We start from the raw sequence: 26597 nt of genomic DNA on the forward strand, positions 1-26597 counted from the left end.
GATGAAAAATATTCTAAAAATATCCTTGTTTTATATGGTCTTCATGGCGACATCTACTGTTTTTTCCCAGCAGTTGCCACAGTTCAGCCAATACATGTTCAATGGCCTGCATATCAATCCAGGATATGCAGGCTATAAGGGTGAATCCTATATTCAATCCACCTACAGGAGCCAATGGGTCAATTTCCCCGGTGCACCCGAGACTTTTACCGTCACAGGGGACTTTAGTGCCAATGAAGGTACGATGGGGTTTGGCTTTTCGGTCTTAAGCGATCGACTGGGCCCCGTCGCTACTAACGGGGTGTTATTGACCTATGCTTACCGCATTCAAACTGGAATGCGGTCTTTCCTAGGACTTGGAGTTAGTGCAGGAGTGTCGGAGTATGCCATTGACGGCTCGATGCTGGATCCCAATGACCATCCTGATGTGGAGCTCCCGGAAGGTAGGGTCAATCTGTTTACACCCAATATGAATGCAGGGATTTTCTTCAATACACCCCGGTTTTATGCTGGGCTCAGCATGTATAATTTGGTGGGGAAAAAATCCCTCGAGAGGGAAGACGTTGCTTTGGCCTATCATGACTTCCACTACTATCTGACGGCTGGAGCGATACTTCCGCTCTCGGAAAAAGTCCAGATAAAACCATCATTTTTGATCAAAGAAGTCAAAGGTGCTCCCACAAGTTATGACCTGAATACCATGTTCCTGTTTTTTGAAAGGGTATGGCTAGGTGGATCTTATCGATCCAATATGAAACTGGGCAAAGACAATTTACCCGAAAATCTCAGTAATCGGAATTCCATCGCCATGATCATCGAGTTTTTTGCGACCAATAATTTACGTATCGGCTATGCTTATGACCATAACCTAAATGTACTGGACAGTTACCGTAATAATTCACATGAAATTTCCATAGGTTATTATATTTCTCCCAAAAATATCCGAATGAGAAACCAGCGTTGGTTCTAAATTTTATACTGGTAGAAAACCGTATAATCCGAAAATATAATGCACACCTGAGTAATGCGAGCAACGTAATCCTTATTTAACGGATTACGGGTACTAAAGCGGGAATCCACAAAGAGCATTTTTCTCCAAATAGTAATCACTGGATTTGTAATCAATTGATAACAAATACATTAATTTGTTTGTCTTGTGGTTTTTATTAGTTAAATTTTACGTAACACGAGTAAGGAGTATATCCAACTATTTTTCTTTTACTTCTTTCAAGGACCTAATGCTATGAAACGTTTTGTGGGACTTTTGGTCGTTGCTACGATATTGGTGTTGATTCTGGTTTTTATTACCAATCCTGAATTAATTTCCAAAATCTGGCTATACTTGGTAGGTTTTATCGGGTACATTGTGGTCTTAGCGGAAAAAGGCTTCCGGTCACTAAAGGGTGCATTCAAAAAGGACGAAATGAACAAGGAGGAGTCCAAACAGGAAGCCGCCACTTCAACCCCAATTGTTCCTAAAGGTCCTTTACCCGAAGTGGCCCATTTAGACCAAAAAATTCAGCAGCTAGAAGCGAAAATCGGTTCATCGCAAGCTGAAGGTCAACCTTTGGCAGCTGGTACGGTAACGGTTTTGCGATATATGGATGATGGTGAGACGACATTAGGATTGTTGTTTCTTCGCAACAAATTTTTTGCCTATACCTTGGAAGATACTTTCAGAGAGGAAAAAGTAAAACACGAAACAAGAATACCAGCTGGAAAGTACCAGTTGGATTTTAACCGACAGGTTACCCCTATGACCGAGCGGTATCGCAACCGGATGCCATGGTTTGATTTCCATTTGGAAATCAAGGAAGTTCCTCATTTCAGTCAGATTTATATACACATAGGCAATACCCATTCGGATACCAGCGGGTGTATGTTGATTGCTGATGGGGTCAGTGCAGGTTTACCCAGATCGATAGTCCAATCGACCCTGGCCTACGAAAAGTTTTATAAGATAATTCACGGATTGTTGCAGTCCAATGAGCAGGTAACCATCCAGGTTCACGACGAAGACTGGATCAAGAAAAGCAAAATTACCACCATATGATACAGTTTATCTCCAAACATCGACTTCCCATCATTCAGATCATTACCATTATCGTAATGATCTTGCTCTTGGGTATATTTGTTGCACCTATTTTTAAGGGCTTCATGTTTTTAGCGGTAGGGATCATCATCGTCATAGGGATGGGGATGATCTATGGTGTCATTGTGCGGTATTTTAGGACCCCGGATGAAAAGCGAAAGATTTATCGGAATAAATACCATGATGTCTTTTTTAAAGGGACAGTTATTTTTGCCATTCTGATGGCGGTATTGGGGATTGTCTATGGCTTTATTTCATATGTAGAGGGTGGAAATCCTTATCGGATTGTTGGATTGCTGATAACTGTAATTTGGATAGCGGTATTCATGATTTACTTTGTTTGGTCGGTTTATTTTTACAATATCAATTATGGCTTAACAGACGAAGAATGGGAAAAAATAGCAAAGGCAAAGGAAATGAGTGCATATGGTGTTCAAGAAGTAAATGCAGGTATTCCTGAGCCCTTGTATAATCCGTACCGAAGCCAGACTTTTGGACTTCCTCCCGGGACAGTGCGGGGGATGATTGCCTTTACGCTCTTGATTGGTGGAATGTCCCTGTTGATCAGCAGTTATGGAATGGATTATATTTCCAATGCAGAGATGGCACTAAGAGCAAAGCAGTTCGAGTTTTTTGAAACGGCATTTTTGATGATGATCGCCTTTTATTTTGGTGATCGTTCACTTAAATATTTGCGTGATCGCTGGAATACCTCACCAAACCCAAGTGAGAAGGACGGTACCAACATCACAGCGCAGCCAAATGCATCAACCACTTCTTCCCGCGTACAGACCTTTGATTTTCCTACTTCCGATCCAGTGGGCCTCGATGACCAGGCCTTTCAGGAGGAGGATTTGTTGTTTAAGGAAATCAACCAGCCAGAAAGTACTTCCAAGCCATTGACAGGCTTAAAGAAAGCCTTGCTCAAGGGGCCCGAAATGATGGAATCCATGGGGTCGGCATACGTGCAGATCAGGGACAATACCACTCAGAAGGTCCTTGCTGATGAGGAAATAAAAGACGCACTGGAAACATTATGGCTAGAAAAACAGGTAAAATTGGCATTTCCAGTAGTCAAAGCAGTCATCTCGGTGGAGTCATCCGGAAGGGGCCACCTGCAGGACGGCAGGGCAAAGATCCTCTTTGAAGGCCATAAATTCTGGTACTGGCTCTCCAAAGTAGGCAAAACGCAAGAAGAATTGGAAGAGCTACAGCGCCAATATCCTGATATTGTCTATCCTTCTTGGACTCGGGAACATTACCGCTTGGGTGCTGATGAGTATAAACGATTGGAAAAAGCCAAAGAAATCTGCCAAGGCATTAACGATAAGGCCGCAGTGTATGCTACTTCTTGGGGCCTATTTCAGATTTTGGGAGAAAACCTGGATCATTTTATCAAAGGAAGGAATTATAAGGATTGGAAAGATTTTGAGCAAAAACAACATGAAGCAGAACTGTATCACTTCCTGGATTTTCTGACGTTTATCCAAACCAAGAAACTTGACCGAAAGCCTTTGGTCAGTTTTATTTCGGAGGAAAATAAAGGAAACTACGACTGGACTTCCTTTGCCTATGGCTATAATGGCCGTGGATATAAGTTGAACAAATACGATGAGAAATTGGCAGCGGCCTATTATAAATTTAAGTCGCAAGAGATATGACAGCCCTTCAAAAATATTGGTGGGTAGGATGGCCTTTGATGATGGCATGTCTATTGGTCGGATGTAAGGAAGATGATCGTGCCATGGTGGTTGGTAAAATACAGCAGGCCAATGATTTGGCCACCACGGAGTTTTTGATCGATAAGGTGGTCTTCGGCACCAAAACAAAAAAACTGCTTTTTATCAATATCAGCGAAGCCCGCTTTTTGGCCTATTCCAAAGCCAGTGTAAAAACCGGCGTGGACCTTAGTAACCTTACTCCCGAAGACATTACTATCAAAGACGAGATGATTTCCCTTAAGCTGCCGCCCATAGAAGTGGTGAATTTTTCCTATCCTCCTGCATCCTTTCGCGAAGATTCACTCATTTCAGATACCAAAGCATTTTTGAATACCATCAAGGTCAGGGATCAAGAGGAGTTTTTCAGGCTTGCTGAGCTGGATATTCGCTCCAACTTACAGTATATGGGGATCGTGAAAACCTCCCAGCAGCATACACGGAAAATGTTTGAAACCCTGCTAAAGTCGTTAGGTTATCGAGAGATTTACATCTCTTTTAAGAGTGATGAATTGGTCATTCCACAAGTAAATTTATTGGTAGAACAGGATCAAATCGTTTCACCATGATCGGGCTGTTGTTAAAAAACTGGCGATCTATTATCGATGTCCTATTGGTCATCGGATTGGTGATCTTGCTCTTTTGGTGGAATCCAATGAAGATTTTTGGCGGTGGGCTTAAACTTGAAGACACTGCGAACTTGGTCACAGAAGTAAATCAAATCCGGGAACTGGTCACTGCGGAATATTACGGTGAAGTAATCACTTCCATCGAAGAAGCAAGGCTTAATCCACTGGAAGAGGATGAGATCAGAAAGGATGTAAGTTTACTTTATGATGATTTATTGGCTTCCCTCCAACACTTAAGGGATTATCAAAATATTCCAAAGGAACAAAGAGTAGACGAATACAGGGAAGGGGAGAAGACCAGCAATTGGAGAAGGAAAGTGAAACATGAAGTGGACAGCCGTAATATTCAAGATAAATTGGATTATTTGGATGTTATGGTAGAGATTCAATCCGATCCCTATTACCAGCCGCTGCTGGAGTATCTGTGGAGAACCATCGATAAACAAGAAAAAGGAGAGATACCAAATGGTCGCGATGAGGAAGCCACGCTATTCTCTATTTATCGAAATCCCCCTTTCCGCACCATGTCCACCCCTGAGATGGACAAGTTTATGGAGGATTATTATTTCCATCTGCAGGAAACAATAAGCAGGCGTGAGTCAAGAAAAAAACTGACCATGATCGGTAGGGGATGGGTAAAGGCCGGTTTTGATTTCAATGAGTTGGGACCAGAATCGATCGTCTATTATGAGGAAAGCGGCATTGTTCATTTGATTGGGATAACGCCAAAAATACTGAATGCCGATATTAATCCATGGTTTATTCCTGAAAAGGGCATTCCGGGCTTTCAGATTTTGGATGAACGAGGCCCTGTAAACTTTCATGATGCCAAGAGGGTAAAGCAATATTGTATAGAAAAATTAACAGTACAGGCGTACCAGGCCAAGATTCTTCAAAGTGCCCAAGACCAAGGCCAAGAAACACTGAAGAATTTTTTTAGTCTTTTGACCGATAGAGAGATTTCTCAGGTGATCTTTCATAGTAATCCCTTTACGACTTTCGCTAGGGAAGCGGAGAAGGATGAATTGATCACTTATGCTGAAGCCTATATGCTTGATTCCCTGTTGGGAATAGAAATTCATCATATCGACTCTCTGAACCGTACAGTCCAGAACCAGTCTGTAAATAAAGGGTTTGCAAAGGATAGCCGCAGGGTGGTAGAGCAAACGCTTTATAACCTTGGGCAATATCCCTATCAGAATGGAAAACGTAATTATGGGGTTTTATCCAAACTCGCAACTGATATTGCTGAGGATAGTATAATTGATAAACAGGAAGAACAGTTGCTCCAAAATTTAAGGTATCCCGTATCCTTTAACAAAGTGGAATGGGCCTTCATTGGAGAGGATTCTACGGATAGATTGAGCTATTGGGTAGAGAATCCACTGGACTATTGTAGAGCATATAACGCCATGATCACGGATTTTATGGATCACGGGGTCATCCCAGCGGAGTTTGATACCACAGTGATAAGTAGTGATAGCTTTGACCCCGAAAAGTACTTGGATACGGTTAAGATCGTGGATTACGTCAGTATTGACCAGGAGTCAATACGGCTTGTTTATAGTTATAAGGAACATACAGCGGCATTTTATCACTCGCTCTATTATCCTTTTGAAGTAGATTTAATGGATTTGGGAGAGTTTATCGCATCCAAGCAAAAACCTCAAGATTCAGTGGCTTATTCAGATTACAAACGTTTACCACCTATCCAGAAGGGATTTTGGTTTTATGACCAGCGGTTAAATGGTCAATATGCCTATCATATTAACATGGCACCTGATCAACTTTTTCCAACGCACCTTGCGGACCGACTATTAAAGCAGCAATTTCTTTATAGATCTGATACGGCGTATTTGGGATTTGGTGGCGCAATGCCGTCAGAAATGGATAGTGCTGCTGTGCTGCTCCATCCCCTTTCTTTAGAAAACGTAACCATGCTAAATAACATTATAACAGCCCTCCTTAAAGCAAGGAAGCAAGAGCGAAATAAAGGTTTTGTGCAAAAGACCACCGATTGGCTCAAATCAAGGTCATCTTCTAAAGACCAAAAGACCTTGTATGTGGGCAAAAAGGGTATTCAGTTTCAGTAGTAAATGTCCCGGGTAATTATTCATAAAAGAGGACAATGTAATGTGGGATTTGCCTGGAGGTGGACTTGATCATGGGCAAACAGCTGATCAGGGAATCCAGCGGGAAATGATTGAAGAAAGCATCAGCAGGTTGTTAAGCCTTGCAATATTTTGATCCAGTGGACTTGGAAGGTGTGAGGAGCGATCTTAATATTCGCATTTCTAACCAAGCTTTTAAAAGAAAGGATGAACACAGATAAATAATATGGGGATTAAAATATCCATGTTAATCTATACGCTTAAATGATTCGATCCAGTTTCTTCTATTTTGACAATTGGATCCTCAATGCAGCATTTATGCCTACGATCAGTTCATCATTTTCATCAAACCGTTCTCTGTAAAAAGAGAAGGCCGGATCAATGACATCATAATCATCCGCATACCGAATCCAAGAGACACTTGGCCCTGCCACAAACTGTACACGCGGGCTGAGGTTGGCCCCAAAGTTAAAACTTGCCCTGGTAATGCTGTTTTCAGCGTGGACATGATACAGGTAATAAGCCTCTGGGTTTATGAAAAAAACCGGACCTACTGCGATATTGCTTCCCAGACCAGCCCCCACGGCAAATTCATCATCAAAATCAGGATTAAAGGCTCCATTGATAGTTGTATAGAGGGCTGGTATTCCTATTTTTACGGACAGGTTATAGGGGAATAGTTCATTATAACCTACCTCAATTGCCTGATAGCCTCCCTGTTTAACGATGGATAGAAAACCGATAGGTATCCCGCCTTTTTTGATTGAATCAGCAAAGTTTACAAATCCCAACTGCAAGGTGCTGAGTTTACCGGTGGTATTTACAAAGCCGATCTGCGCTCCTGTTACCTCAATTGGATTGGAGTTGACAAAACCCACTTGGGCACCATTTAGCTTTTTCGTAGAAGTATTGATAAAACCAGTCTGGAGGCCGGTTGATTCATGCTCTTGAGTGTTAACAAAACCTAGTTGGGTGCCATTGACCGAATCAGCACTGGAGTTGACAAAACCGACTTGCATACCCTTTACGGGGCCATTTGTCGAGTTGACAAATCCTACTTGCAGGCCATTTTGGTAATCTCCAATGGAATTGACAAACCCAACCTGAGCACCTGTAAAAGCCTTGGTGTTGGTGTTGATAAAACCAATTTGGGCACCTTTATGATTACCGTGCGCATTATTGACAAAACCGATCAACGGGTAATCAAAGCCTTCTGGAGCCTGGTTGTACATAATGGTATAAATGGGGATGGAGTCATTTTGTCCAAATGTCCACTGGCTAACCAGTACCGATACCGCTGCTAATAAAATTCGAATAGTTTTCATGAGTATTGATTATTATTGCTTTGTATCTAGGACACGCTAAGGCGACATTACCCTGATAGAAAAGGATTATTTTTAAGAAAAAGTATAGCCACAAAAGCCCGAAGGCACAAAGCGGATTGATAGGGATTAGCCGTGCAATGGGCACCTTATATTTACAAATAACTTAATGGCTTGGGGACTTGATGGCTTGCTTTTTTCTGCCACAAAGCCTCGAAGGCATAAAGGGGCCTGTAGAGGCAAAATTTGATTCTAGCAAGCTTTAATGGCTAGTGGTATTGGCCACGGGGAAGGAAAGCATATATGGTTATCAACTCTTTCAGGAACATGGAGGACAAATTCACGTTTATTAAGTCCTTTGTTCCATGTGATTAATATCAATCATAACCCCTAGGAATAATGTAGTACGTGGTATTGGGTTAAAAACTCAATGTTCGTGGTTCCACAGCACAGCTGCCGGAACAACAGGGGTTGGATTTATACAAATCAAAAATTTCGTGTCTTGGTGACTTGATTTTTATTGCCACAAAGACTCGAAGGCACAAAACGGATTGATAGGGATTAGCCGTGCAATGGGCACCTTGTATTTACAAATAACTTAATGGCTTGGAGACTTGATGGCTTGCTTTATTCTACCACAAAGACCCGAAGGCACAAAGCGGATTGATAGGGGTTTGCCGTGCAATCAGCCTTTATTTTCCCAAAGGCTTGGTGACTTGGTGGCAATAAGCTAAATAATGACAAATTGTAGTCCGACACTCAAGCCCATGTACCAAGCCTGGACCCGAGTGGCATTGGAATTATCTTCGATTACCCAGCCGGGGATGTGGTTTTCTTCGGCGTTTTGCCGCATCAGGAAATTTAGGGATGGGCCACAAAATAGCTTGATGTTCTTATGTGGTGAAAAAGCAGGGAGCAATTTCATGGATGCCAAACTAAGGGTGGTTTCTGGGGGACCAAAGGAAGTTCTCGAGACCAACTCACCATCCAGATCAAACCACTTGGTATTTACAAAATGGAGGCCTAGACCGGCATCAATTGCCCAATTATAGGTGCGATCTTCTGTAGCATGAGCTAGGCCCACGATTCCATAACTGTAAGTACCACCCGTCCGAACGGTAAACATGGAATATTTCAATTCATCATAGCCAAGCGTAAAGCTCTTTTCACCCGTTTTGATAATGTTGATAAGGCCAATGGGGTATGCACTAGAGTCCGCTTCGTTCAGCAGCGTGGTAAGCTGGAAACCTGTGACTTTTTTTCCAATATTGATCAATCCCGAAATCTGGTTTTCGGTGTTTCCTTCACTGATGTTCATCAAGCCGGCTATTTGAAGTCCTTTTGAGGAGGTCGCTTCATTGTGGAGTCCGGCCAATTGAAAGCCGGTAAAAGGCCCTGTATGGTTATAAAGCCCTGCTGCCTGAAAACCCGAGGCCTTTCCCAATACCCGATTGGAAATCCCAGCCAACTGCACCCCGGAAACATCACCCCCAACCAGGTTAAAAATACCGGCGGCCTGTAGGTAGTTGGCATCCTTACGGTTAATGTTAAATATTCCGCCTAACTCCACACCATTGGTGCCAGCCGTATATCCGCCGATGATATTGAAAGAGGCATGGTTAATGATCTGGCTGTTCATCATACCGTGGGTGCTCAGCCGCGGAACCAATGACACCTGAGCAGGCATCTCTGCAAAGAAATTCCCGATATTCAAGCCCTGCATGCGCTGCCTAACACCAATCATCATTCTCCCAAAAAACGTATCCTGAAGGTTTTCGTCTCCAGCACCATTGGGGTAGTAGCGAAACTTACCTTTCTTCTGAGTGGCCTCAATGTCAAATGGCGGTAGCAGCATAAAAGTGGTGTCTCGATAGTCCTCCTTGCTCACCGTGACCATCACCGAGGTATTAGGGTCCTTAAGCTTAAGCTCAAAATAGCCGTTTTTATCGGTTATGGAGGAAGTAAGCATAGTTTGCTCATAGACACTGGCATAGGCGATCAGTTCATCGCTCTCCAAGTCTTTAATGCGTCCCTTTACAATCCAACTTTTACCGACTTGCTCATCATCTCCTTCTTCGAGATACAACCTGTTTGGTGCATAACGTATGACGATATATCCCGGTGTCTCGATAAACTCATAGCGTTCCCCCAGCATTTGGTACAAAAAATTCCGGACACTTCCTGCATAGCTTTCTACCTGTACCAGACTATCCTGGGGAAGGATATTGCTGTTATAGGAAAAAAAGAAATCTTGGTTTTCAGAAACTTCCTTAAGCGCTTGGCCAATGGTGATTTCTTCTTGGCCTTTTAGAGAGATTTCCTTTTCAAGGTTACTTTGTGCTAAAAGCATATGAGTGCAGCCAAAAAGCACCAAAAAAAGTCCTAAGCTACATTTTGACAGCTTTGTTACAGCCATATTTGTGAAAGTAGGTTATTTAATAATGATTCGGTCAGGTTCCCTGATCACGGTAAGACCAAAAGTAGCTTTTAGTACTTCGAGGTTATTTTCCAACGAATCGTTTTTGAAGGTAGTGGTTAATGGTAAATTACGCAAGCGTTCATTTAAAAGGATAATATTGGCTCCATAAGCTTCATTCAATACCTCGATCACACGCCAAAGTGGGGTCTCGTGCGCTTCAAAGTAGTCCCCAACATAATAGCTATAAAGTTTGTCTTCAACAGTAGTGCTGGTCAGGAGACCTTTTACCTGATTGATCAGGAGACGGTCGCCAGGCGTTAGGATGCGAACCTCACCTTCATAATTGACTTGGACGGATCCAGACTGGAGGATAATTTCAATCAGCCCATCCAGTTTTTTGATATTAAACTTGGTGCCAAGAACAGTAACGGTAGCTTGCCCTACCAGCACACGGAAGGGCCTGTTTTCGTTTCTCGCGACTTGGAAAAAAGCCTCTCCCTCAATCAGCTCTGCATTCCTTGATTTTTTTATAATGGACTGGTTAAAAGATAATTGGCTTGATTTGTTTAACGTGATAATGCTTCCGTCAAAGAGCGTATCTGTAACTGGTTTTTGGTTAGTTGCTAAGTGTAGATTGGATAATAGGGCATTGTCAGGTTCTATAAATCGGACGTAAGCAAAAGCGGCTACCAAAAAAACACTTATGGCAGCTGCTATTTGATACCACGGAGAGAATCTGACCTCTTTTGACTTGTGGGATTTCCGTCTCTGAAAGGCTTGCCAAGCTTCTGCTGTACTCACATGTGTACTTGGTTTTATGCTAAGGCTCTTTTCCCAAATAAACTGGATCTGTTCATACCGCTTCCGATGATCAGGATGTGCCTGGATCCATTTTTGGATCTCCTGATTCTCAACGTGATCAGTTTCCTCAATGATATATTTTATCAACTTACTTTCGTCCATAAGATCAACTATTGGTAAACAGGATAAACAGGATAGGGAGAAAGTCCGCCAGTTCTATCCTGAGGTGCTTTAATGCTTTGCCCATGTGTGTTTCCACGGTTTTTACGGATATGCCCAAGCGATCAGCGATTTCATGATATTTTAGGGATTCATACCTGCTCAATAAAAACACTTTTCTACATTTTTCGGGCAAGACGTGAAGTGCTTTTCTGAGTGCATCCATAAGCTCGTGGTCATGGCCTTCATCCATTTGGAGTCCACCATCACTGGATTGGCGCAGGGTGATATCATGGTGTTTTTGTTTCACTTTTTGATGCCTGAGATGATTCATGCTATCCCTATAAACCATTTGGTACAGATAGGCTTTAAGAGAAGATGTTATTGAGATAGTTTCCCTTTTTTCCCATACTTTCAGAAACACCGTCTGTACGATTTCTGCTGCTTCATCTTCATCTTTCACGAGCATGCATGCATAGGCATATAATGCCTGAAAATGACTTTTAAAGGTCGTTTCAAACAGTTCCTCGTCTATCGGTGCACATAGGGTATTTTCCGAAGAATCTTCCACCTGGTAAAGATTAAAAGTTTAGCTAAATTTAATCGTTTTATTCCTTTTATATAAGTATGACACTTGAAAAAGAAATTACCCTTACTGGGACTGAAAAAGTTTGTCGTATTGGTGAGATGCTACCATTAAATTCAGCGTGATGAAAAAACATTCATGCGCTAGAGGTATCACAATGGCCGCTCTTTAGTAGATGTGATATTCGGTAGGAGTGTTGTATACCCGGTAATTGATAAATAGAGCTGTTAATTACTGGCGTCTGACCAAATTTCAAATATGATCAAAAACTGTCTTTAAATAGAAATTTGAGGGTTTTTATTCCAATCCCTGAAATAACTGCCATCCCCTAAAGGGGAGCTTTAGAAAGTCCCCTTTAGGGGATTTAGGAGTGAAAACAGTTGATTTTTTTCAATTTGACGATTGTTTTCCCGGACTACAGTAGTTGTTAACCATACTTTTCCCACCACGGATTGACTTTCAGCTCATCCTCTAATGTCCAAATTTCTCCTAATTCCGGGGTAAAGATTGGCTGATCCTTTTCTTTGGCAGCTTTTGTAAAGCGTTCAATAGGCTCCTTCCAATCATGTGGGGCAAGCCCAAATCCACCCCAATGTATAGGTACGAGGATACTGGCTTTGGCATCTATTCCTGCCTGCACACTTTGTTCTGGAAACATGTGGATCTGCGCCCAATGTTTGTAATATTGACCACACTCCACAAACATCAGGTCAAAAGGCCCAAATTGCTCTCCAATGGATTTAAAGTGGGTATCGTAGCCACCATCACCACTGTGAAAAATGGTATGATTGGCCGTTTTGAAAATAAATCCTCCCCAAAGCGATTGGGCACGGTCAAATGCCCCTCTGCCAGAAAAGTGTCTACTTGGTGTGTAGGTTATGTCCACGCCCTCTAGCTGAACTTGATCCCACCAGTCCAGCTCTGTAATCAGGTTTTCATCTAATCCCCACTTTACTAAGTGTCTGGAAATACCCAAGGCCACAAACCAGTTTTTTACTCGTGGAATGAGCTTTTTGATACTTATAAGATCTAAGTGGTCGTAGTGGTCATGGGTGATTATTATAGCATCGATTGGTGGTAATGTATCGATAATATCAAGGGCGCCGCTACTGAAACGCTTCGTCTTTATCGGGGCAATGGGTGAAGCATCATCACCAAACATGGGATCTATTAATATATTCTTTCCTGCCAGTTGGAGTAACAGAACGGAATGACCATACCAAATGAATTTTGGTTTCAAGTCTTCCTTTCCGAACTTCGCTTCATCAAATTTCTTTATGGGTAAAAGCTTCTCGGGCATCTTGGCTTTTCTTTTTGAGAAGTTGTCCTTTAGTACTTCAGGAAGATTTCCTAGACTGAATCCCATAAAGGTGGGAGAGAGGTTATGGAATTTTTTATCTTTCCAAGCAGGGGATTTTTTGAATTTTTCCAAGTCTTGTTTGCGTAATGATGCCCCGAATTGTGCTTTTAATGACATATTTTTGCTTCTTTTAGGAAAAGTAATGAAATTGGTCTATGTTCACATCACATAAACTAGAACCACAAATTTTAGTTTTTTTACCAATTATAGTTATCTTATACGCCAACAATTTTTAATATGTTGTATAAAGCTTTAATAAAGAAAGGATACCGTCCTTTGACTGACAATATAAGAGAATTATTGTCTATGATGGGATTTGATGTAGTATCTTCCAGTTCAGATAAGAATCAGGAAACTGGTGTGCAGGAGGAATTGGATTTGGTAGTGGATATGGTGGACGAAGAAATCCCCTATGAAGAGTTTATGGAAATTTATGGTGGTTATAATTCAACTGGAATTCCTACCATTCTGATTACGGATACAGAGTTCAATAGCAACATTGTCAATAACTTGCCGGATGGAAGCGATGTTTCCATTTTATCGCGGCCTTTCACATACGAAAAACTTAAAAAGGCTGCTATGCCTAAAGTAAAGAAAGAAGAGTAGATTATCTAAGGGGAGGGGAAACTGGCTATATTTTTTTTATCAGGGGATTGAATGCCTTGGAGCCAACCATTACTTTATCACCTATAGTTAAGTTTTTGGTCTCATCTATATCGCATACGACCTTTACCAGTTCGCTTCCAATTTTAACGTGGATGATGTGGACGACGTCCTCATCGTGAATGGCAATGATTTCTCCCTGAAACTGGAATTTGGCACTGGTAAGTCCCGCACCAAAAAATTCTCTGGGCGTACATTTACGGCGTATTTTACCATTGTCCAGTTCGATGAGGAGATCTGATAATTTAATGATCTCGCTGACATCATGACTCACCAAAATAGTCGTAAGGGAATATTTTCGGTGAATGGATAGGATATACTCTTGGAGCTTTTCCCTCATGGAATGATCCAGGGCAGATAAGGGCTCATCCAGTAATAGGATTTCAGGCTTTACTGCCAGTGCCCTGGCCAATGCCACGCGCTGCTGTTGTCCTCCAGATAATTGTGCTGGACTAAAATCCTGTAGCTGCACAAGGTCCATGCTCTCCAGTAGTTCCGTCAAAAAGACCGTGTCTTTGGAATCAGCAAGGGCAAAGGCTATATTTTCCTTAACGGTCATATTTGGAAAAAGCGCATAATCCTGAAACAAATAACCTAATTTCCGCTTCCCCGGCGAGACATGGATTGACTTGGAAGCATCAAACCAGGACTTATCCTTTACGAGTAAATGTCCTTCATCTGGCGTCATGAGGCCGCTGATCATTCTTAAAGTAGACGTTTTCCCTGATCCAGAAGAGCCAAATAGTGTGATAAACTGCCCTTGAGCAATATTTAACTGGATGTCCAGTACCATTGCCGTGCCATCAGACGTTAGTGATTTTCGTAGCTTTAGATCGATCATCGGGCGAATTGTTTGAAATAGCTGCCATTGTACAGATACACACAGAGGAGTGTGACAAAAGACAACAATACTAAAATGATGGAATAATGATTTGCAGCGGCATAGTTCAGGCTTTCCACCTCGTCGTAAACGGCAATAGAGGCTACTTTTGTCTTTTCAGGAATATTTCCTCCAATCATTAAGACTACTCCAAATTCCCCCATGGTATGGGCGAAAGTGAGGACACAAGCTGACAGAACAGCGGGTTTTACATTGGGCAGCAGTACTTTTCTAAGGATGGTCCATCTACTTTTTCCTAGTAGGATGGCCGCTTCTTTTAGACTGGGAGAGAGGCTTGACAGGCCGGATTGAAGTGGCTGGACCATAAATGGCAGACTATAAATACAAGAAGCCACCACTAGCCCTGAAAAGGTAAAGACAAGCTTTATCCCTAAAACACTTTCCAGCCAGTTTCCAAAGGAATTTTGTGGACTAAAGGCCACTAACAAATAAAACCCCAAGACCGTGGGCGGCAATACCAAGGGCATACTTACCAACGCTTCTACTACAGGCTTAATCTTTATGCGTGTTTCCGATAGCCAGTACGCCAAGGGCAATGCCACTACGAAAAGCACCAAAGTGGTGATCAAGGCTAATTTTAAGGTCAGTATGATGGGAAACCAATTCATGTTGGCGATAGGATAACTTCATTGGATTTTACCATGGCTTGGATAGGCATGTTAAGTGTCAATTCAAGTGATGTTGCGGATTGGGTGCTGATGAGGGCCACAAGATTGCCACATGATGTACTAATAGATAGCCTGCTCAGCAATTTCCCCCTTTTGATTTCCAGGATTTCTCCAGGAATATTATTTTCGATGCTCATACCTGCATGCCCTGAAGTCCCTATAATGACTTCCGTTTCTTTAAAAAGTACTTGAATCTGTGTGCCTTCTTTGAGATAAGGTGCTGAAGAAGAAGTGTCGATGATCAATGATTGCATTTCAATCTGTCCCTTTAACAGTATCGTGACGATAGACATTTGCTCACTACTGGTGATGTCCTTGATATGTCCTGTGAGTCTATTCATGGATGTTTATGCCAATTTACGAAGAATGGACGGAAGAAATATTATGGTCAACTGGGCATTTGATAGCCAAATTCTTTTAAAATTTGCCGGGCTTCCTCGGTAAATAAATATTCGTAAAATAGTATTGATCCGGGCTTTTCACTTTCTTTTCGGTCGATAAGAACAACGCCCTGCTCGATGGGAGCGTAGTGGTTTTCATCTAATAAAGTCCATTTTCCTTTTTCGATCATACCAGGGGATTTTACCACTGAAAGTGACGTGAATCCAATATTTGCTGCTTTCGATAAAATATACTGATTTGTTTGTGAAATACTCTCACCAAATATCAATTTATCTTTTAGGGCTTCGTACAGGTCATTTGTTTTCAGTGTCTCCATCGCGGCCAAACCATATGGAGCTGTTTTGGGGTTAGCGACCGCGATATGCTTAATGGCAGGGTCTGATAGCATGTCCAAACTAGGTATAAGGTTTTCGTCCAGTGTCCACAGCACCAAAGCTCCCAAGGCATATCCTTTAGGAGCTGAATGGGCCAATCCGGCTTCATAAACAGCCTTAGGGTATTTGATATTTGCCGCCACAAAGATGTCAAAAGGAGCTCCTTCTTTTATCTGGGCAGTCAGTTTTCCCGAACTGCCCACTACCATTTGGCATTCCACGCCTGATTTTGCCTCAAATGCCTCTATAAGAGCCTCCATGGCAAACTGCATATTGGCCGCCGTGGCAATGGTGACTTTGGGATTTGCCTTATCCTGACAGCCGGTCAATACTGAAATCAGAAATATAACTATACGGACGTCTCTCATGTTTTTACTATAGTGGAATGGTTATCTAATGTGATTTGTTTGTTAAGGCTCACAATTTTCCCCTAAAATCATGTTCAATTTTCCAATAAAATAGCAGGTCAATAATTTCAATTAACGGACGAAGATAAAAAATTAAATTGAAGTAAAAGTGATCCAAAAGAAGTGATCTATTCACCTAGGTATAGGTCCAAGTCTGCCAAACGCTCAGTCACCTCCAGTAGTGTTTCGGCTGTCAAGTTAGTGGTAAAGGCTGGATTTTTGTTGGAAAGGGCTGTACGTTCTAGCTTAGAGGATAAACGGGCTAGCTTTTCCATGCATAAAGAACTGGCAGAACTGTAAAGTTTATGAGCGATTTGGGAAAGTTCGGGGTTTATAGGAGCGGGAAGTGCTTCCATCGCCTCTTTAGTTTTTAACAACTCTCTTTTACTTAAGACCAGCAATTGCTGGAATATTGGATCTTCAAGGTCCTTAAATCCCATCACTTGCTGTAATTTTTGGATATCAAATGGAATGAGGTCTCCAGAGTTGTTGGCTTGGCCATTTGCTTTTTCTGAAATGTCGGGCTTATGCCATTTTTCTAAAAGGCGGATGAGGTCTTCCTCTACAAATGGTTTGGCGATATAATCGTCCATTCCTGCCTCGAGGCACCTTTCTTTTTCTCCCTTTAAGTTTCCCGCTGTAAGGGCAAAGATCAATATGTTTTGATTTAGATATATTTCCCTGATTGCTTTAGTGGCATCATAACCGTTCATTTCGGGCATTTGAACATCCATCAAAATCAAATCAGGTAGGTCTTCTTTCATCAGTTCAAGGGCCTGTTTGCCATTGTTTGCTTCTATTACTTTGGTTTTCGGAGAGATGTTATGGATGACCGTTTTCCCTAAAAGCAGGTTAATGGCATTGTCCTCGACGATTAAAATGGTGCTTTTTTCGTTGAGTAGCGGGCTTTCATAGGCTTTTTTGTTTTTAGTTTCTTTGATCGTGTCCGGACTGTTTTGCTGTATTTTAAGTAATGTATCAAACATATCCTGCATTTTGATGGGCTTGATCAAACGAAGAGGGATGTTCAGATCTTTGGATGCTTGGCTGATTTTCTTATCTTCTGAAGAACTGTGAAGAAATATAATTGGTTGGTGCACAAAATTGGTGCGTATTTTTTTAGCAGTATCGATTCCATTTAGATAGGGCATCTGAAAATCCATAAGGATAACGTCATAACGCTCACCATCTACTAACCTTTGAATAGCTTCAAAACCGTTTTTAGCCTGATCTGTACGAATACCTTTAAGGGCAAGCATTCGTTCGATGATCATTCGGTTGTTGGCATTATCATCCACAATTAAAATACGCTGCAAATCGAGGTCATAAACCTGGCGTGAGGGGAGGCCATCTTCACATTTTACTTTGAGGTCAAAATAAAACGTACTTCCTCTTTTGGGGCGACTGGTCAGCTGGAGCCTACTTCCCATCAATTCTAACAAGCGATTAGAAATGGTAAGTCCAAGTCCGGTTCCACCGTATTTTTTGGTTGTGCTGACATCCTCTTGAGTGAATGCTTCAAATATTTTGTCCTGTTTATCAGGCTTGATTCCTATACCTGTGTCGCGCACTGAAAATCGAATGTCCATTTTGCCGTTTTGATCCATTTCTGTAAGAGGGGTGAGTTTGAGCTCTACCTCTCCACTATCGGTGAATTTGGAGGCGTTACCGAGTAAATTGACCAATACCTGCTTCAGCCGTACACTGTCGATCCAAGCAAACCTAGGGATGTTTGGAGAGATATTGAGCAGCATTTCCAGGCCTTTCTGGTGGATGACGTAGGTGATGATATCACTGGCCTGTTCTACCAGTTCATGTAGATCATTCCGCTCAATGTCCAAATCAAGCTTACCGGCTTCAATTTTGGAAAAGTCCAAGATATCATTGATAATGTTGAGAAGAGAATTAGCGGATTGATTTACGATAGAAAGATACTGTTCTTGTCTATCATTTAACTCTGTTTTTAGCACCAAGTCACTAAAGCCAATGATGCCATTAAGAGGGGTGCGGATTTCATGGCTCATATTGGCGAGGAATTCTGATTTCGCTCGGTTTGATTGTTCTGCGTGAAGCTTTGACTTCTCGAGATCACCTCGCTGTAAGTATGCTTCGGTGATGTCTTCAGTGAGCATTAAAATGCCCCCAATTTCATCCTTTGAATAATACCAAGGCCTTATTTCCCATCGTACGTATTGGTCATAAGACCATCCTTCTGGTCGCCAGACATCTTCTTCACTGCAGATGACTTCACCGTTTAGCCCACGCTTATGGATCTCTTTCCATTCATCAGATATGTTGGTGAAAATATCATAGTGGGATTTTCCTGTTATATCTTGCCCTTCCAGCCCATACATCTCTAACCACTTATCACTGTATGCGACAAACCTTAATTCATTGTCAAGCATGGCGACAGAGGCAGGAACATGCTTGACAAAGGATTTTAGGCGCGCCCGTTCGATGAACAAATTTTTAGAGGCTTTCTTTTCTTCAGTAATATCTGTGGCAACCCCCAAATAACCATTGATTTCTCCATGCTCGTCCTTCATGGGCGTCAAGGTCAATTTTACCGTAATGCGGGTTTTGTCCTTTCGGATATATGTCCACTCTTTTGCTTCAGACCCTCTGAGGTTAGGCTCGTAAACAAACACCAATTTCCCTTCAATTTCCTTGCCGTATTTTTCTTTTAGCTTATGTGCTTGTTTTTGGATTTCTACTTTATCATGAAATACCTCGGGAGTACATTTACCTACCAATTCATCAGCTGAATAGCCTAACATTTTTTCGGCTCCCTTGCTAAATAGCCTAATGATCCCTTTAGCGTCAGTGGAAATAATCGCTACACCCGTGGAAGTATCCAGTACGTCTTCCAATAACTTTTTGGCATTGATCACATTCTCCCGAGCTTCCTTGGCCTTGGTGATGTCTTGTATCGTACCGAATATCCTGACACATTCCCCGTTTTTGAACTTGGGCTCGCCGATGGTCCTTACCCAGATTTGATTTCCTTTGGCCGTTTTTAACTTTAATTCCAGATCGTAAGGTTTATTCTTCTCCTGTGCAAGCGAGATGGCTTGAGCTATCAGGAACTTTGAATCTCCAATTTCATAGAACGCAAAAGCATTTTCCAGTGTAGGTATGAACTCGCTATCTACTTCATGGATTTCACGAGTGACATCAGTCCAAAATATGGTGTTGGTAATACAGTCCATTTCCCATCCACCGACACGTGCCACTTCATTGGTCTTGTGATAAATCTCCTGTAAATTCTTTCGGTGGTAAACAGAACCCATTGAATGATCGGGGTTTGTTTTTTTTTCCAACAAGCTACCAATTGTCTTTGCAATGAATAGAAGGGATTTTTTCTGATTTTGTGTGATCGTTACCTTTTCCGAAAAGAATAAAAGTAACCATACATCAAATCTGTTATTTTCTCCTAAAATAATAATGGGAAATAAATATTTACCATCAGGCATGCATCCAAGCTCAATAAGATCAGTGTCTTCATCTCGGTTAGGTTTGACCTTTTTTATATGCTCGTATACTTTGGCTTGATAGTTTACCTTATGTGCTTCTTTTATACCACTTGAAATGACTAGCTTAAATTCCTTATCATCCTTTATTCCTAAGGATGTTACTTGACAAACAGCTGTAAGCATGGCCATCTCCAGCCAATGCTTGATGGAAGCATCAGAAAAAAAATGGGGGATTTTTGAAAACTCCATAAAATGCATTGATAAACAAACTATATGTGATCATTCTCAATTCAATAAGCACTTTTTTTGAATATTATAAAAGAATCATCCTAAGTATGGTTTGAAGTCCCTTTTTATAGTATTGAATCTCTAAAACCTGTTTTTATTTAACGTATTAAACAAAGGTCATGTATATTGAATAAGGTTCAATTCGTCCAGGTTCAAATGTATTTTGAACTTATCGTCGAGATTATAGTAAAGAATGCCTCATTTTTTACTGTAATGACTATCGGTAATTGTATACGTAGTGGTACCATTACAAAATGTGATTTGGAAAGTTAAGGAAGTCCCTTGGTGAGACCGGTTTAAGAAAAATGAGCAGGCCGTTAAGAAAATGAATTAGCTCGCGTCGTGGAACAGCGAGATCCATTCATTTTCAGGCCGGAGCAGTTTTCTTAAATTAAATTGGGTAGCGTATTGTCCTCACTGGAAAACTTGTCCTTCCCAATTTAAAGGGCTCACCACCGGACTGGATTTTTGGTCTTTATCATCAATGGAAATGCGTAGCATTCATGAAGACCTAATGAAAGCAATTTTACACCTGAATAAAAGGACGGAAACACTATTTATTCAATTATGCTTGGCTACGTGTATGATTGCCGAGACTCATATTTTACTATAATCTCCTTTATTTTTGGTATCCATTGCTGATATCCATACAATAAAGGAACTAAAAAACGGATAAAGTCGGCCATATAATAATCACTATTTCAAGACTAAAAATAGTGATTATTGACCTGCGAACAGTGCCGAGAAAACAATCTCATGGAAGTTAATAATAACTGTAGTTATTGGTGACTATTCTAAACTGGTTCATTACTTTGTAAGTAGCCCTGGTCAGATCAAGATTGATACTTGGAGAGTTTACGTCAAAATTAGCAGCTGTATATCCCTGCCAGATGGTCTTATTTTTTTTATAGTCAATAACATAGATAATCAGCATACCCTCATTTTCATAGTATTTTATATTTTCGTAGTCTTCACCCTTTTGACGATCTTCATCATCTTCTTCCTCTTCCTCTTCGAGTTCTTTTTTCCTTTCTTCTCGCAATTTCTCTTCCTTTAAAATATCCAATCCCCTGGCAGAAAGCCAATTGTCAAAGTCAGGTTGGATATACCCTCTATACCGAATCTGATTAATGAAAAGTTTGTAGTATATCAAAATATCGGGCTTTTCTATTTCCTGACTAAAACCTTGTGAATTTAAGCGAGAAACAATGGTTTTGTTTATGATGGGAATATGCTTGATCGAGTCAGTCCCGGTATCTTCCATAAACGCAAAGGTCTTGTACTTTTTAAAATTTCCGCGATAGTCGTAGTCATACTCAGCCACAAAATCCTTGGATGAAAAACAAGCCGTAAATAGAAATAGCGTCAGGGTGATGCATAAGTTAGCTTTTTTCATTTTTCAATAATTTTCGTTCTAATTTAAACCATAAATACGCTAAACAATTTCAGTTTTTGGTTCCGTTTTGTTGTCAAAAAAATCTTAATTTGGTTATGATGAAAACGAGATATTTGGTATTCTAATCAAACATCATTGTACTTACTGAATATTAGTGAATTACGTGGTTATATCAAAATTTATAACCGTTTAAAATGGGAATTATATCAAAAAATATGCAATTATTTTTAGCTTATGACCTTAAATAAATCACCAATAATATGCAAAGGAGTCTTTAGCAATTTCATATGGGCTAATCAATGTAGTTCGGGCTATACTTCTTCCTCTGGACGGAAGCGCATGTACTCAGGATAAGGAAATGCATGGATCAATTCGCCATGTTCAATACGTCCTTGAATTTCTTGCCAATGATCAGGATGAAAGAGCAATTCATGAAATTCGAAAAAGTGAGGCCTTACATCTGCCCGTCCTATCATAAATCGTTTAAAATCTTCTGGAAACACATCATTTTTGGCGATTTCGTACCAAGGCCTTGAAGCATAAATCTGATCAAAGGTCACTGCCTTCGGCTTAACACGGAAATTCATTTTGGTCAAAAATTCAATTTCATCATAATCATAAAAAATCACTCTTTTTTGTCGTGTCACACCAAAGTTTTTGGTCATCATGTCACCGGGAAAGATATTTGCCTTTGCCAGCTGCAGGATGGCATTGCCATATTCTTCCACAGCGATTTTGGCATCTTCAAGATCACAGTTCTCCAGATACATATTTAATGGAGTGAGTCTCCTTTCTGTATATAGATGTTTTATAAATAATGTATCTCCTTTAATCTCTACCAGTGAATTGACCGTGTTTCTTAATTCCTTTATCAATTCCGGATGTACCCTGTCCAATGGAATCTGAAAGTATTCAAATTCATGGGTATCTGCCATTCTCCCCACACGGTCATGAAGGGAAACCAAGCGGTATTTGTCCTTCACTTCCTGGCGGGTCATGTTTTTGGGCGGATCAAAGTGGTCCTTGATTATCTTAAACACAATGTTGTATGAAGGAAGTGTAAATACCGTCATTACCATTCCTTTAATCCCTGGCGCTATGATAAATTGGTCGTCGCTGGTATTAAGGTGGTTTAGAAAATCCCTGTAAAATTCAGTCTTGCCATGTTTGTTAAAGCCAATGGCATTATAGAGCTCGTAGACTTTTTTGTGGCGGATGACCGAATTTAGAAAGGCGACAATCTGGGACGGGATTTCAGTTTCTACCATAAAGTAAGAACGTGTATAACTGAAAATCGCACTCATGAGATTAGGATCAAAGATCAATGTGTCTACATAAATACCCCTAGGGCCATTCAGAAAGGGAATGATGAAGGGCATCCATTTACCGCCCAGGAAGGTTCTGCCAATTAGGTAAGCAGCCTTATTGCGGTAAAAAACCTGTTTCAATACTTGTGTGGTGGTATTTTCATCTACCTTGTATCGGGTCAGGATTACTTCTCTGATACTTCTTACCAGAAACTGGACATCCTTCTCTCGCTGGTAGTAGGCTGCTTTAAAGTCAAAATCTTCCAGTATTTTTCTGATGATCTTTTGGACGCCCCACTTAGAGGGATAATTATGGAAAAGTGGTTCTTGGGGATGGATTTCACAGGAATCGTATCCCTCCAGGACAAACATCAATTCTTCATCAATGGATAGGTCTGAAACGGCCTTTCTGATGACTGAATTATAAAAGGATTCTGCCAGTTCTTTATCTTTACGTTGGTTGATTTCATTGGAAAATGCTGTTTTTACACTTACCCAGAACTGCCTGTCCTTTAAATATTTCCCATAGCGATCCTTGCAAGAGGCCACCACTTCGTTTACGCAATCTTTGTACAGACGAAGACGTTGTCGATGGTTGAGCTGTACGCCATCCCAGTCCCGTTCCCTGAAATGGATAGGAGCACGTTTGGTGTGTTCATGAAAAGCAGTGATGTATTTTTGGTAAGCACTTACTATTTCGTGGACAACGAGCGGCTGGGTGTCTGTACTCATGAATGATGGTTTTTGAAATCAAAACTAAATTTCGAATATAAAGAAAAGTATAGTTAATTACAGTAGGAAGAGATACTTAAGTAATGATTTAGGAGCAGATTTTTCCTTGTTTTGAACAGCAATATTCCTATAAGTGTTTTTGGTAATGACCGTATATTTTACGGTGATATAACATAAACTTAATATGTAAATTTTGTGTTTTATTATTTGGAGGATTTAATGATGAATGCTTCTCTAAATGCTAATGCAATCGTTTGTTTGCTTATTGAAAATTATTTTTTACCTTTCCGTAACATTATTCAATCTTTTGAATAATTCAACAATAGGTTTAATAGGTTTGATAGTAAAAAAAGGTCTGCACGCTGTGCAGACCTTTTTCTATAAAAGAATGTTTCTTATTCGTGTTCTATCACTATTGGTCGGTTCAAAACCAATAGCACGATACCTGAAAAAGATTTTTTTACTTTCTTATAGAATTATCATGGAAAGTTACTGGCGTCCAACTAAATTTTAAATATGATCAAAAACCATCTTTGAATAGGAATTTGAGGGTTTTTATTCCAATTCCTAAAATAACCCCCATCCCCTAAAGGGGAGCTTTAGAAAGTCCCCTTTAGGGGATGGGGGGTGAAAACAGTTGATTTTTTTAATTTGACGATTGTTTTCTCGGACGCCAGAAATAGAGAATGAATGTCCAATATCAGAAATTATGGACACTTGTACCATTAAAAAAACTTGGATAGCTTTAAGGTCATGAAATTAGAAGAGGTAATTCTCAAGCTAGAAGATAAGATCAAGGGGCCATTACCGGGAAAAGCCGGTCAAATCAAGATGGCGCCCAGGCCGTTGGATAATGCTCGGTTTGCTCAGCATGACCTTACATACGCTAGGGAAGGAGCTGTTTTAATACTGTTATATCCAAACGGGAAAGACTGTTGGGTGCCATTTATCAAAAGACCGGAGTATGATGGTACCCATGGAGGACAAGTCTCCCTCCCTGGGGGAAAAAAAGAACAAAAGGACACCAATCTTCAAGAAACGGCCCTAAGGGAAACAGAAGAAGAAATCGGAGTACCTGCAAAAGACGTGCATGTGATAGGAAAGCTATCTCAGTTATACATTCCTCCAAGTAACTTTTTAGTAACACCTTATATTGGATTTGTAGACCAGGTTCCTATATTTATTCCCGATCCACGGGAAGTTTCTAGGGTAATCCAATGTGATTTTAACACCCTTATTGATCAAAATGCCCGGAAGGAAACCACCATTGAGGCCAGAAATAAGAGGAAGATCCAAGCACCCTATTTTGATATTGACTCAGAAATGGTGTGGGGAGCCACGGCCATGATCTTAAGTGAACTTATGGTGATATGGGAAAAGTGATTGGTAGCATTTTAAGGATTGATTCCTCCATTGGCCAATAGATAGATTGTTTAGATTAGGAAGTCCTATCTACATCACGTAATTTTTTTTTATGGTAGGTTTTGTTTCTTTTGTACTACTTAATGTTCTAATGAATTTAAATATTCCATGCAGGAAAGCACTCCTTTGATCACCAATGATGCGGTAGTATTAGGCATCCTTGTCAGTATTCTAGCCGTTGTATTTGGCACTGCTGCCAGTAAAAGTCCCTTTTGGCAAAAATTCTACAGGGTGGTTCCTACCGTCCTGCTTTGTTATTTCCTGCCTTCTATTTTGAATACATTGGGCGTTATTTCAGGGGAAACCTCCCAGCTGTACAGGATCGCTTCACGGTATTTATTACCCGCCTCATTGGTATTACTGACGTTGAGCATTGATTTTAAGGCAATTTTAAAACTAGGTCCGAAAGCCCTCACTATGTTTTTAGCGGGAACTATAGGTATTGTGTTGGGAGGTCCATTGGCTTTATTGGTGGTTTCTGTATTTGACCCAAGCGTGGTGGCAGGCGTTGGCCCTGATGAAGTTTGGAGAGGTCTTTCGACCATTGCGGGCAGTTGGATAGGGGGAGGAGCTAATCAAACGGCCATGCTCAGGACCTTTGAGCCTAGCGGTGAACTTTTCAGCCAGGTCATTGCCGTGGATGTGGTAATGGCTAACCTGTGGTTGGCATTCCTGTTATACTGGGCCGCTAATCCAAGACGGATCGATAAACTGTTCAAAGCGGATAGCTCAGCCATTGATGCCCTTCAGAAAAAAGTGGAAGCCTATCGTGGAAGTATTATGAAGATCCCGAGTATGTCCGATACCTTGATGGTATTGGGGATAGGATTTGGTATTACTGGATTGGCTCATTGGCTGGCCGATTTTATTGCTCCTTGGATAGGAACGAATTATCCAGAACTGGAGAAGTATTCATTGGATTCCCCTTTCTTTTGGATTGTGATCATCGCTACCACGGGTGGATTGATCCTGTCATTTACCAAGGCCAGAAATCTAGAAGGTGTAGGAGCCAGTAGGTTGGGAAGTGTGCTACTTTACGTGCTTATCGCTACTGTAGGAATGCAAATGGACCTATTTGCAATACTGGACAATCCTACGCTGTTTATCATAGGAGGGCTATGGATGGTCTTTCACATTACGATCATGCTGGTGGTGGCGTACCTGATCAAAGCACCGTTTTTCTATGTCGCAGTGGGATCCCAAGCCAATGTGGGCGGTGCTGCTTCTGCGCCGATCGTAGCTTCGGCTTTTCATCCTTCATTGGCTCCTGTTGGAGTTTTATTGGCTGTTTTTGGCTACGCTGTGGGTACGTATGGAGCTTATTTGTGTGGATTGTTGTTGCAAATGGTATCTAACCTTTAGTTATA

The 26597-nt window shown here is 41.0% G+C and carries 21 protein-coding genes; 9 read left to right on the top strand and 12 right to left on the bottom strand.

Features of this window, described 5'->3' with window-relative positions; translation table 11 throughout:
• Window position 1 precedes the first annotated feature (1 nt).
• The 6 genes from FKX85_RS15055 to FKX85_RS21475 all read left to right on the top strand — a co-directional run bounded on the left by FKX85_RS15055 (window position 2) and on the right by FKX85_RS21475 (window position 6686).
• Window positions 2-970 (top strand): PorP/SprF family type IX secretion system membrane protein, encoded by a 969-nt coding sequence (locus FKX85_RS15055; protein ID WP_141615516.1) that lies wholly within the window; start codon window positions 2-4, stop codon window positions 968-970.
• A 273-nt stretch (window positions 971-1243) separates the two neighbouring features.
• A complete protein-coding gene (locus FKX85_RS15060; RefSeq protein ID WP_141615517.1) occupies window positions 1244-2053 on the top strand; it encodes a DUF5675 family protein in 810 nt (269 codons plus the stop codon).
• The gene (locus FKX85_RS15065) at window positions 2050-3753 is read left to right on the top strand and encodes an N-acetylmuramidase family protein (protein WP_141615518.1); all 1704 of its coding nucleotides are present in this window, start codon (window positions 2050-2052) and stop codon (window positions 3751-3753) included. The genes FKX85_RS15060 and FKX85_RS15065 overlap by 4 nt, the downstream gene beginning before the upstream one ends.
• Window positions 3750-4379 carry a DUF4230 domain-containing protein gene (locus tag FKX85_RS15070; RefSeq protein ID WP_141615519.1) on the top strand — a complete coding sequence of 210 codons (630 nt, stop codon included), beginning with the start codon at window positions 3750-3752 and terminating at the stop codon, window positions 4377-4379. The genes FKX85_RS15065 and FKX85_RS15070 overlap by 4 nt, the downstream gene beginning before the upstream one ends.
• Entirely contained in the window at window positions 4376-6532 is a 2157-nt protein-coding gene (locus FKX85_RS15075) for a DUF4230 domain-containing protein (protein WP_141615520.1), read from the top strand. Before FKX85_RS15070 ends, FKX85_RS15075 begins: the two co-directional genes overlap by 4 nt.
• A 40-nt stretch (window positions 6533-6572) precedes the next feature.
• Complete coding sequence (locus FKX85_RS21475; protein ID WP_168196273.1) at window positions 6573-6686, top strand: NUDIX domain-containing protein; 114 nt, start codon at window positions 6573-6575, stop codon at window positions 6684-6686.
• A gap of 148 nt (window positions 6687-6834) precedes the next feature.
• Here FKX85_RS21475 and FKX85_RS15080 read toward each other — a convergent pair whose 3' ends face one another.
• The 5 genes from FKX85_RS15080 to FKX85_RS15100 form a co-directional block, all read right to left on the bottom strand.
• Window positions 6835-7875 (bottom strand): LA_2272 family surface repeat-containing protein, encoded by a 1041-nt coding sequence (locus FKX85_RS15080; protein WP_141615521.1) that lies wholly within the window; start codon window positions 7873-7875, stop codon window positions 6835-6837.
• 727 nt (window positions 7876-8602) lie between these two features.
• On the bottom strand, window positions 8603-10222 hold the full coding sequence (locus tag FKX85_RS15085) for a carboxypeptidase-like regulatory domain-containing protein (RefSeq protein ID WP_229239641.1): 1620 nt from the start codon (window positions 10220-10222) through the stop codon (window positions 8603-8605).
• Window positions 10223-10303: 81 nt separating this feature from the next.
• Complete coding sequence (locus tag FKX85_RS15090; protein ID WP_141615523.1) at window positions 10304-11254, bottom strand: FecR family protein; 951 nt, start codon at window positions 11252-11254, stop codon at window positions 10304-10306.
• Between the two features lie 4 nt (window positions 11255-11258).
• The gene (locus FKX85_RS15095; RefSeq protein WP_141615524.1) at window positions 11259-11822 is read right to left on the bottom strand and encodes an RNA polymerase sigma-70 factor; all 564 of its coding nucleotides are present in this window, start codon (window positions 11820-11822) and stop codon (window positions 11259-11261) included.
• Between the two features lie 442 nt (window positions 11823-12264).
• Complete coding sequence (locus FKX85_RS15100) at window positions 12265-13314, bottom strand: MBL fold metallo-hydrolase (RefSeq protein ID WP_141615525.1); 1050 nt, start codon at window positions 13312-13314, stop codon at window positions 12265-12267.
• A 159-nt stretch (window positions 13315-13473) separates the two neighbouring features.
• Here FKX85_RS15100 and FKX85_RS15105 point away from each other — a divergent pair, with 159 nt between their 5' ends.
• Window positions 13474-13803 (top strand): hypothetical protein, encoded by a 330-nt coding sequence (locus FKX85_RS15105; RefSeq protein WP_141615526.1) that lies wholly within the window; start codon window positions 13474-13476, stop codon window positions 13801-13803.
• Window positions 13804-13828: 25 nt separating this feature from the next.
• On the opposite strand, the gene FKX85_RS15110 is transcribed toward FKX85_RS15105, so the two are convergent.
• From FKX85_RS15110 to aceK, 7 genes are all read right to left on the bottom strand, one after another.
• Window positions 13829-14701 (bottom strand): ABC transporter ATP-binding protein, encoded by an 873-nt coding sequence (locus tag FKX85_RS15110; protein WP_141615527.1) that lies wholly within the window; start codon window positions 14699-14701, stop codon window positions 13829-13831.
• A complete protein-coding gene (gene modB, locus FKX85_RS15115; RefSeq protein ID WP_141615528.1) occupies window positions 14698-15369 on the bottom strand; it encodes a molybdate ABC transporter permease subunit in 672 nt (223 codons plus the stop codon). Before modB ends, FKX85_RS15110 begins: the two co-directional genes overlap by 4 nt.
• Window positions 15366-15770: a TOBE domain-containing protein gene (locus FKX85_RS15120; RefSeq protein WP_141615529.1), complete on the bottom strand. Its 405-nt coding sequence runs from the start codon at window positions 15768-15770 to the stop codon at window positions 15366-15368. Before FKX85_RS15120 ends, modB begins: the two co-directional genes overlap by 4 nt.
• Window positions 15771-15817: 47 nt before the next feature.
• Window positions 15818-16573 (bottom strand): molybdate ABC transporter substrate-binding protein, encoded by a 756-nt coding sequence (modA, locus tag FKX85_RS15125; protein WP_141615530.1) that lies wholly within the window; start codon window positions 16571-16573, stop codon window positions 15818-15820.
• A gap of 167 nt (window positions 16574-16740) precedes the next feature.
• The gene (locus tag FKX85_RS15130; RefSeq protein ID WP_229239642.1) at window positions 16741-20334 is read right to left on the bottom strand and encodes a PAS domain-containing hybrid sensor histidine kinase/response regulator; all 3594 of its coding nucleotides are present in this window, start codon (window positions 20332-20334) and stop codon (window positions 16741-16743) included.
• 802 nt (window positions 20335-21136) lie between these two features.
• Entirely contained in the window at window positions 21137-21769 is a 633-nt protein-coding gene (locus FKX85_RS15135) for a DUF4136 domain-containing protein (RefSeq protein WP_141615531.1), read from the bottom strand.
• 311 nt (window positions 21770-22080) lie between these two features.
• Window positions 22081-23808, bottom strand: coding sequence for a bifunctional isocitrate dehydrogenase kinase/phosphatase (gene aceK, locus FKX85_RS15140; RefSeq protein ID WP_141615532.1), 1728 nt, complete (start codon window positions 23806-23808; stop codon window positions 22081-22083).
• Window positions 23809-24561: 753 nt separating this feature from the next.
• Here aceK and FKX85_RS15145 point away from each other — a divergent pair.
• The gene (locus FKX85_RS15145) at window positions 24562-25191 is read left to right on the top strand and encodes an NUDIX hydrolase (protein WP_141615533.1); all 630 of its coding nucleotides are present in this window, start codon (window positions 24562-24564) and stop codon (window positions 25189-25191) included.
• A gap of 147 nt (window positions 25192-25338) precedes the next feature.
• The gene (locus tag FKX85_RS15150) at window positions 25339-26592 is read left to right on the top strand and encodes a DUF819 family protein (protein ID WP_141615534.1); all 1254 of its coding nucleotides are present in this window, start codon (window positions 25339-25341) and stop codon (window positions 26590-26592) included.
• The last annotated feature ends 5 nt before the right edge of the window (window positions 26593-26597 follow it).

The organism is Echinicola soli (assembly GCF_006575665.1).
GTDB classification, from domain to species: Bacteria; Bacteroidota; Bacteroidia; order Cytophagales; family Cyclobacteriaceae; genus Echinicola; species Echinicola soli.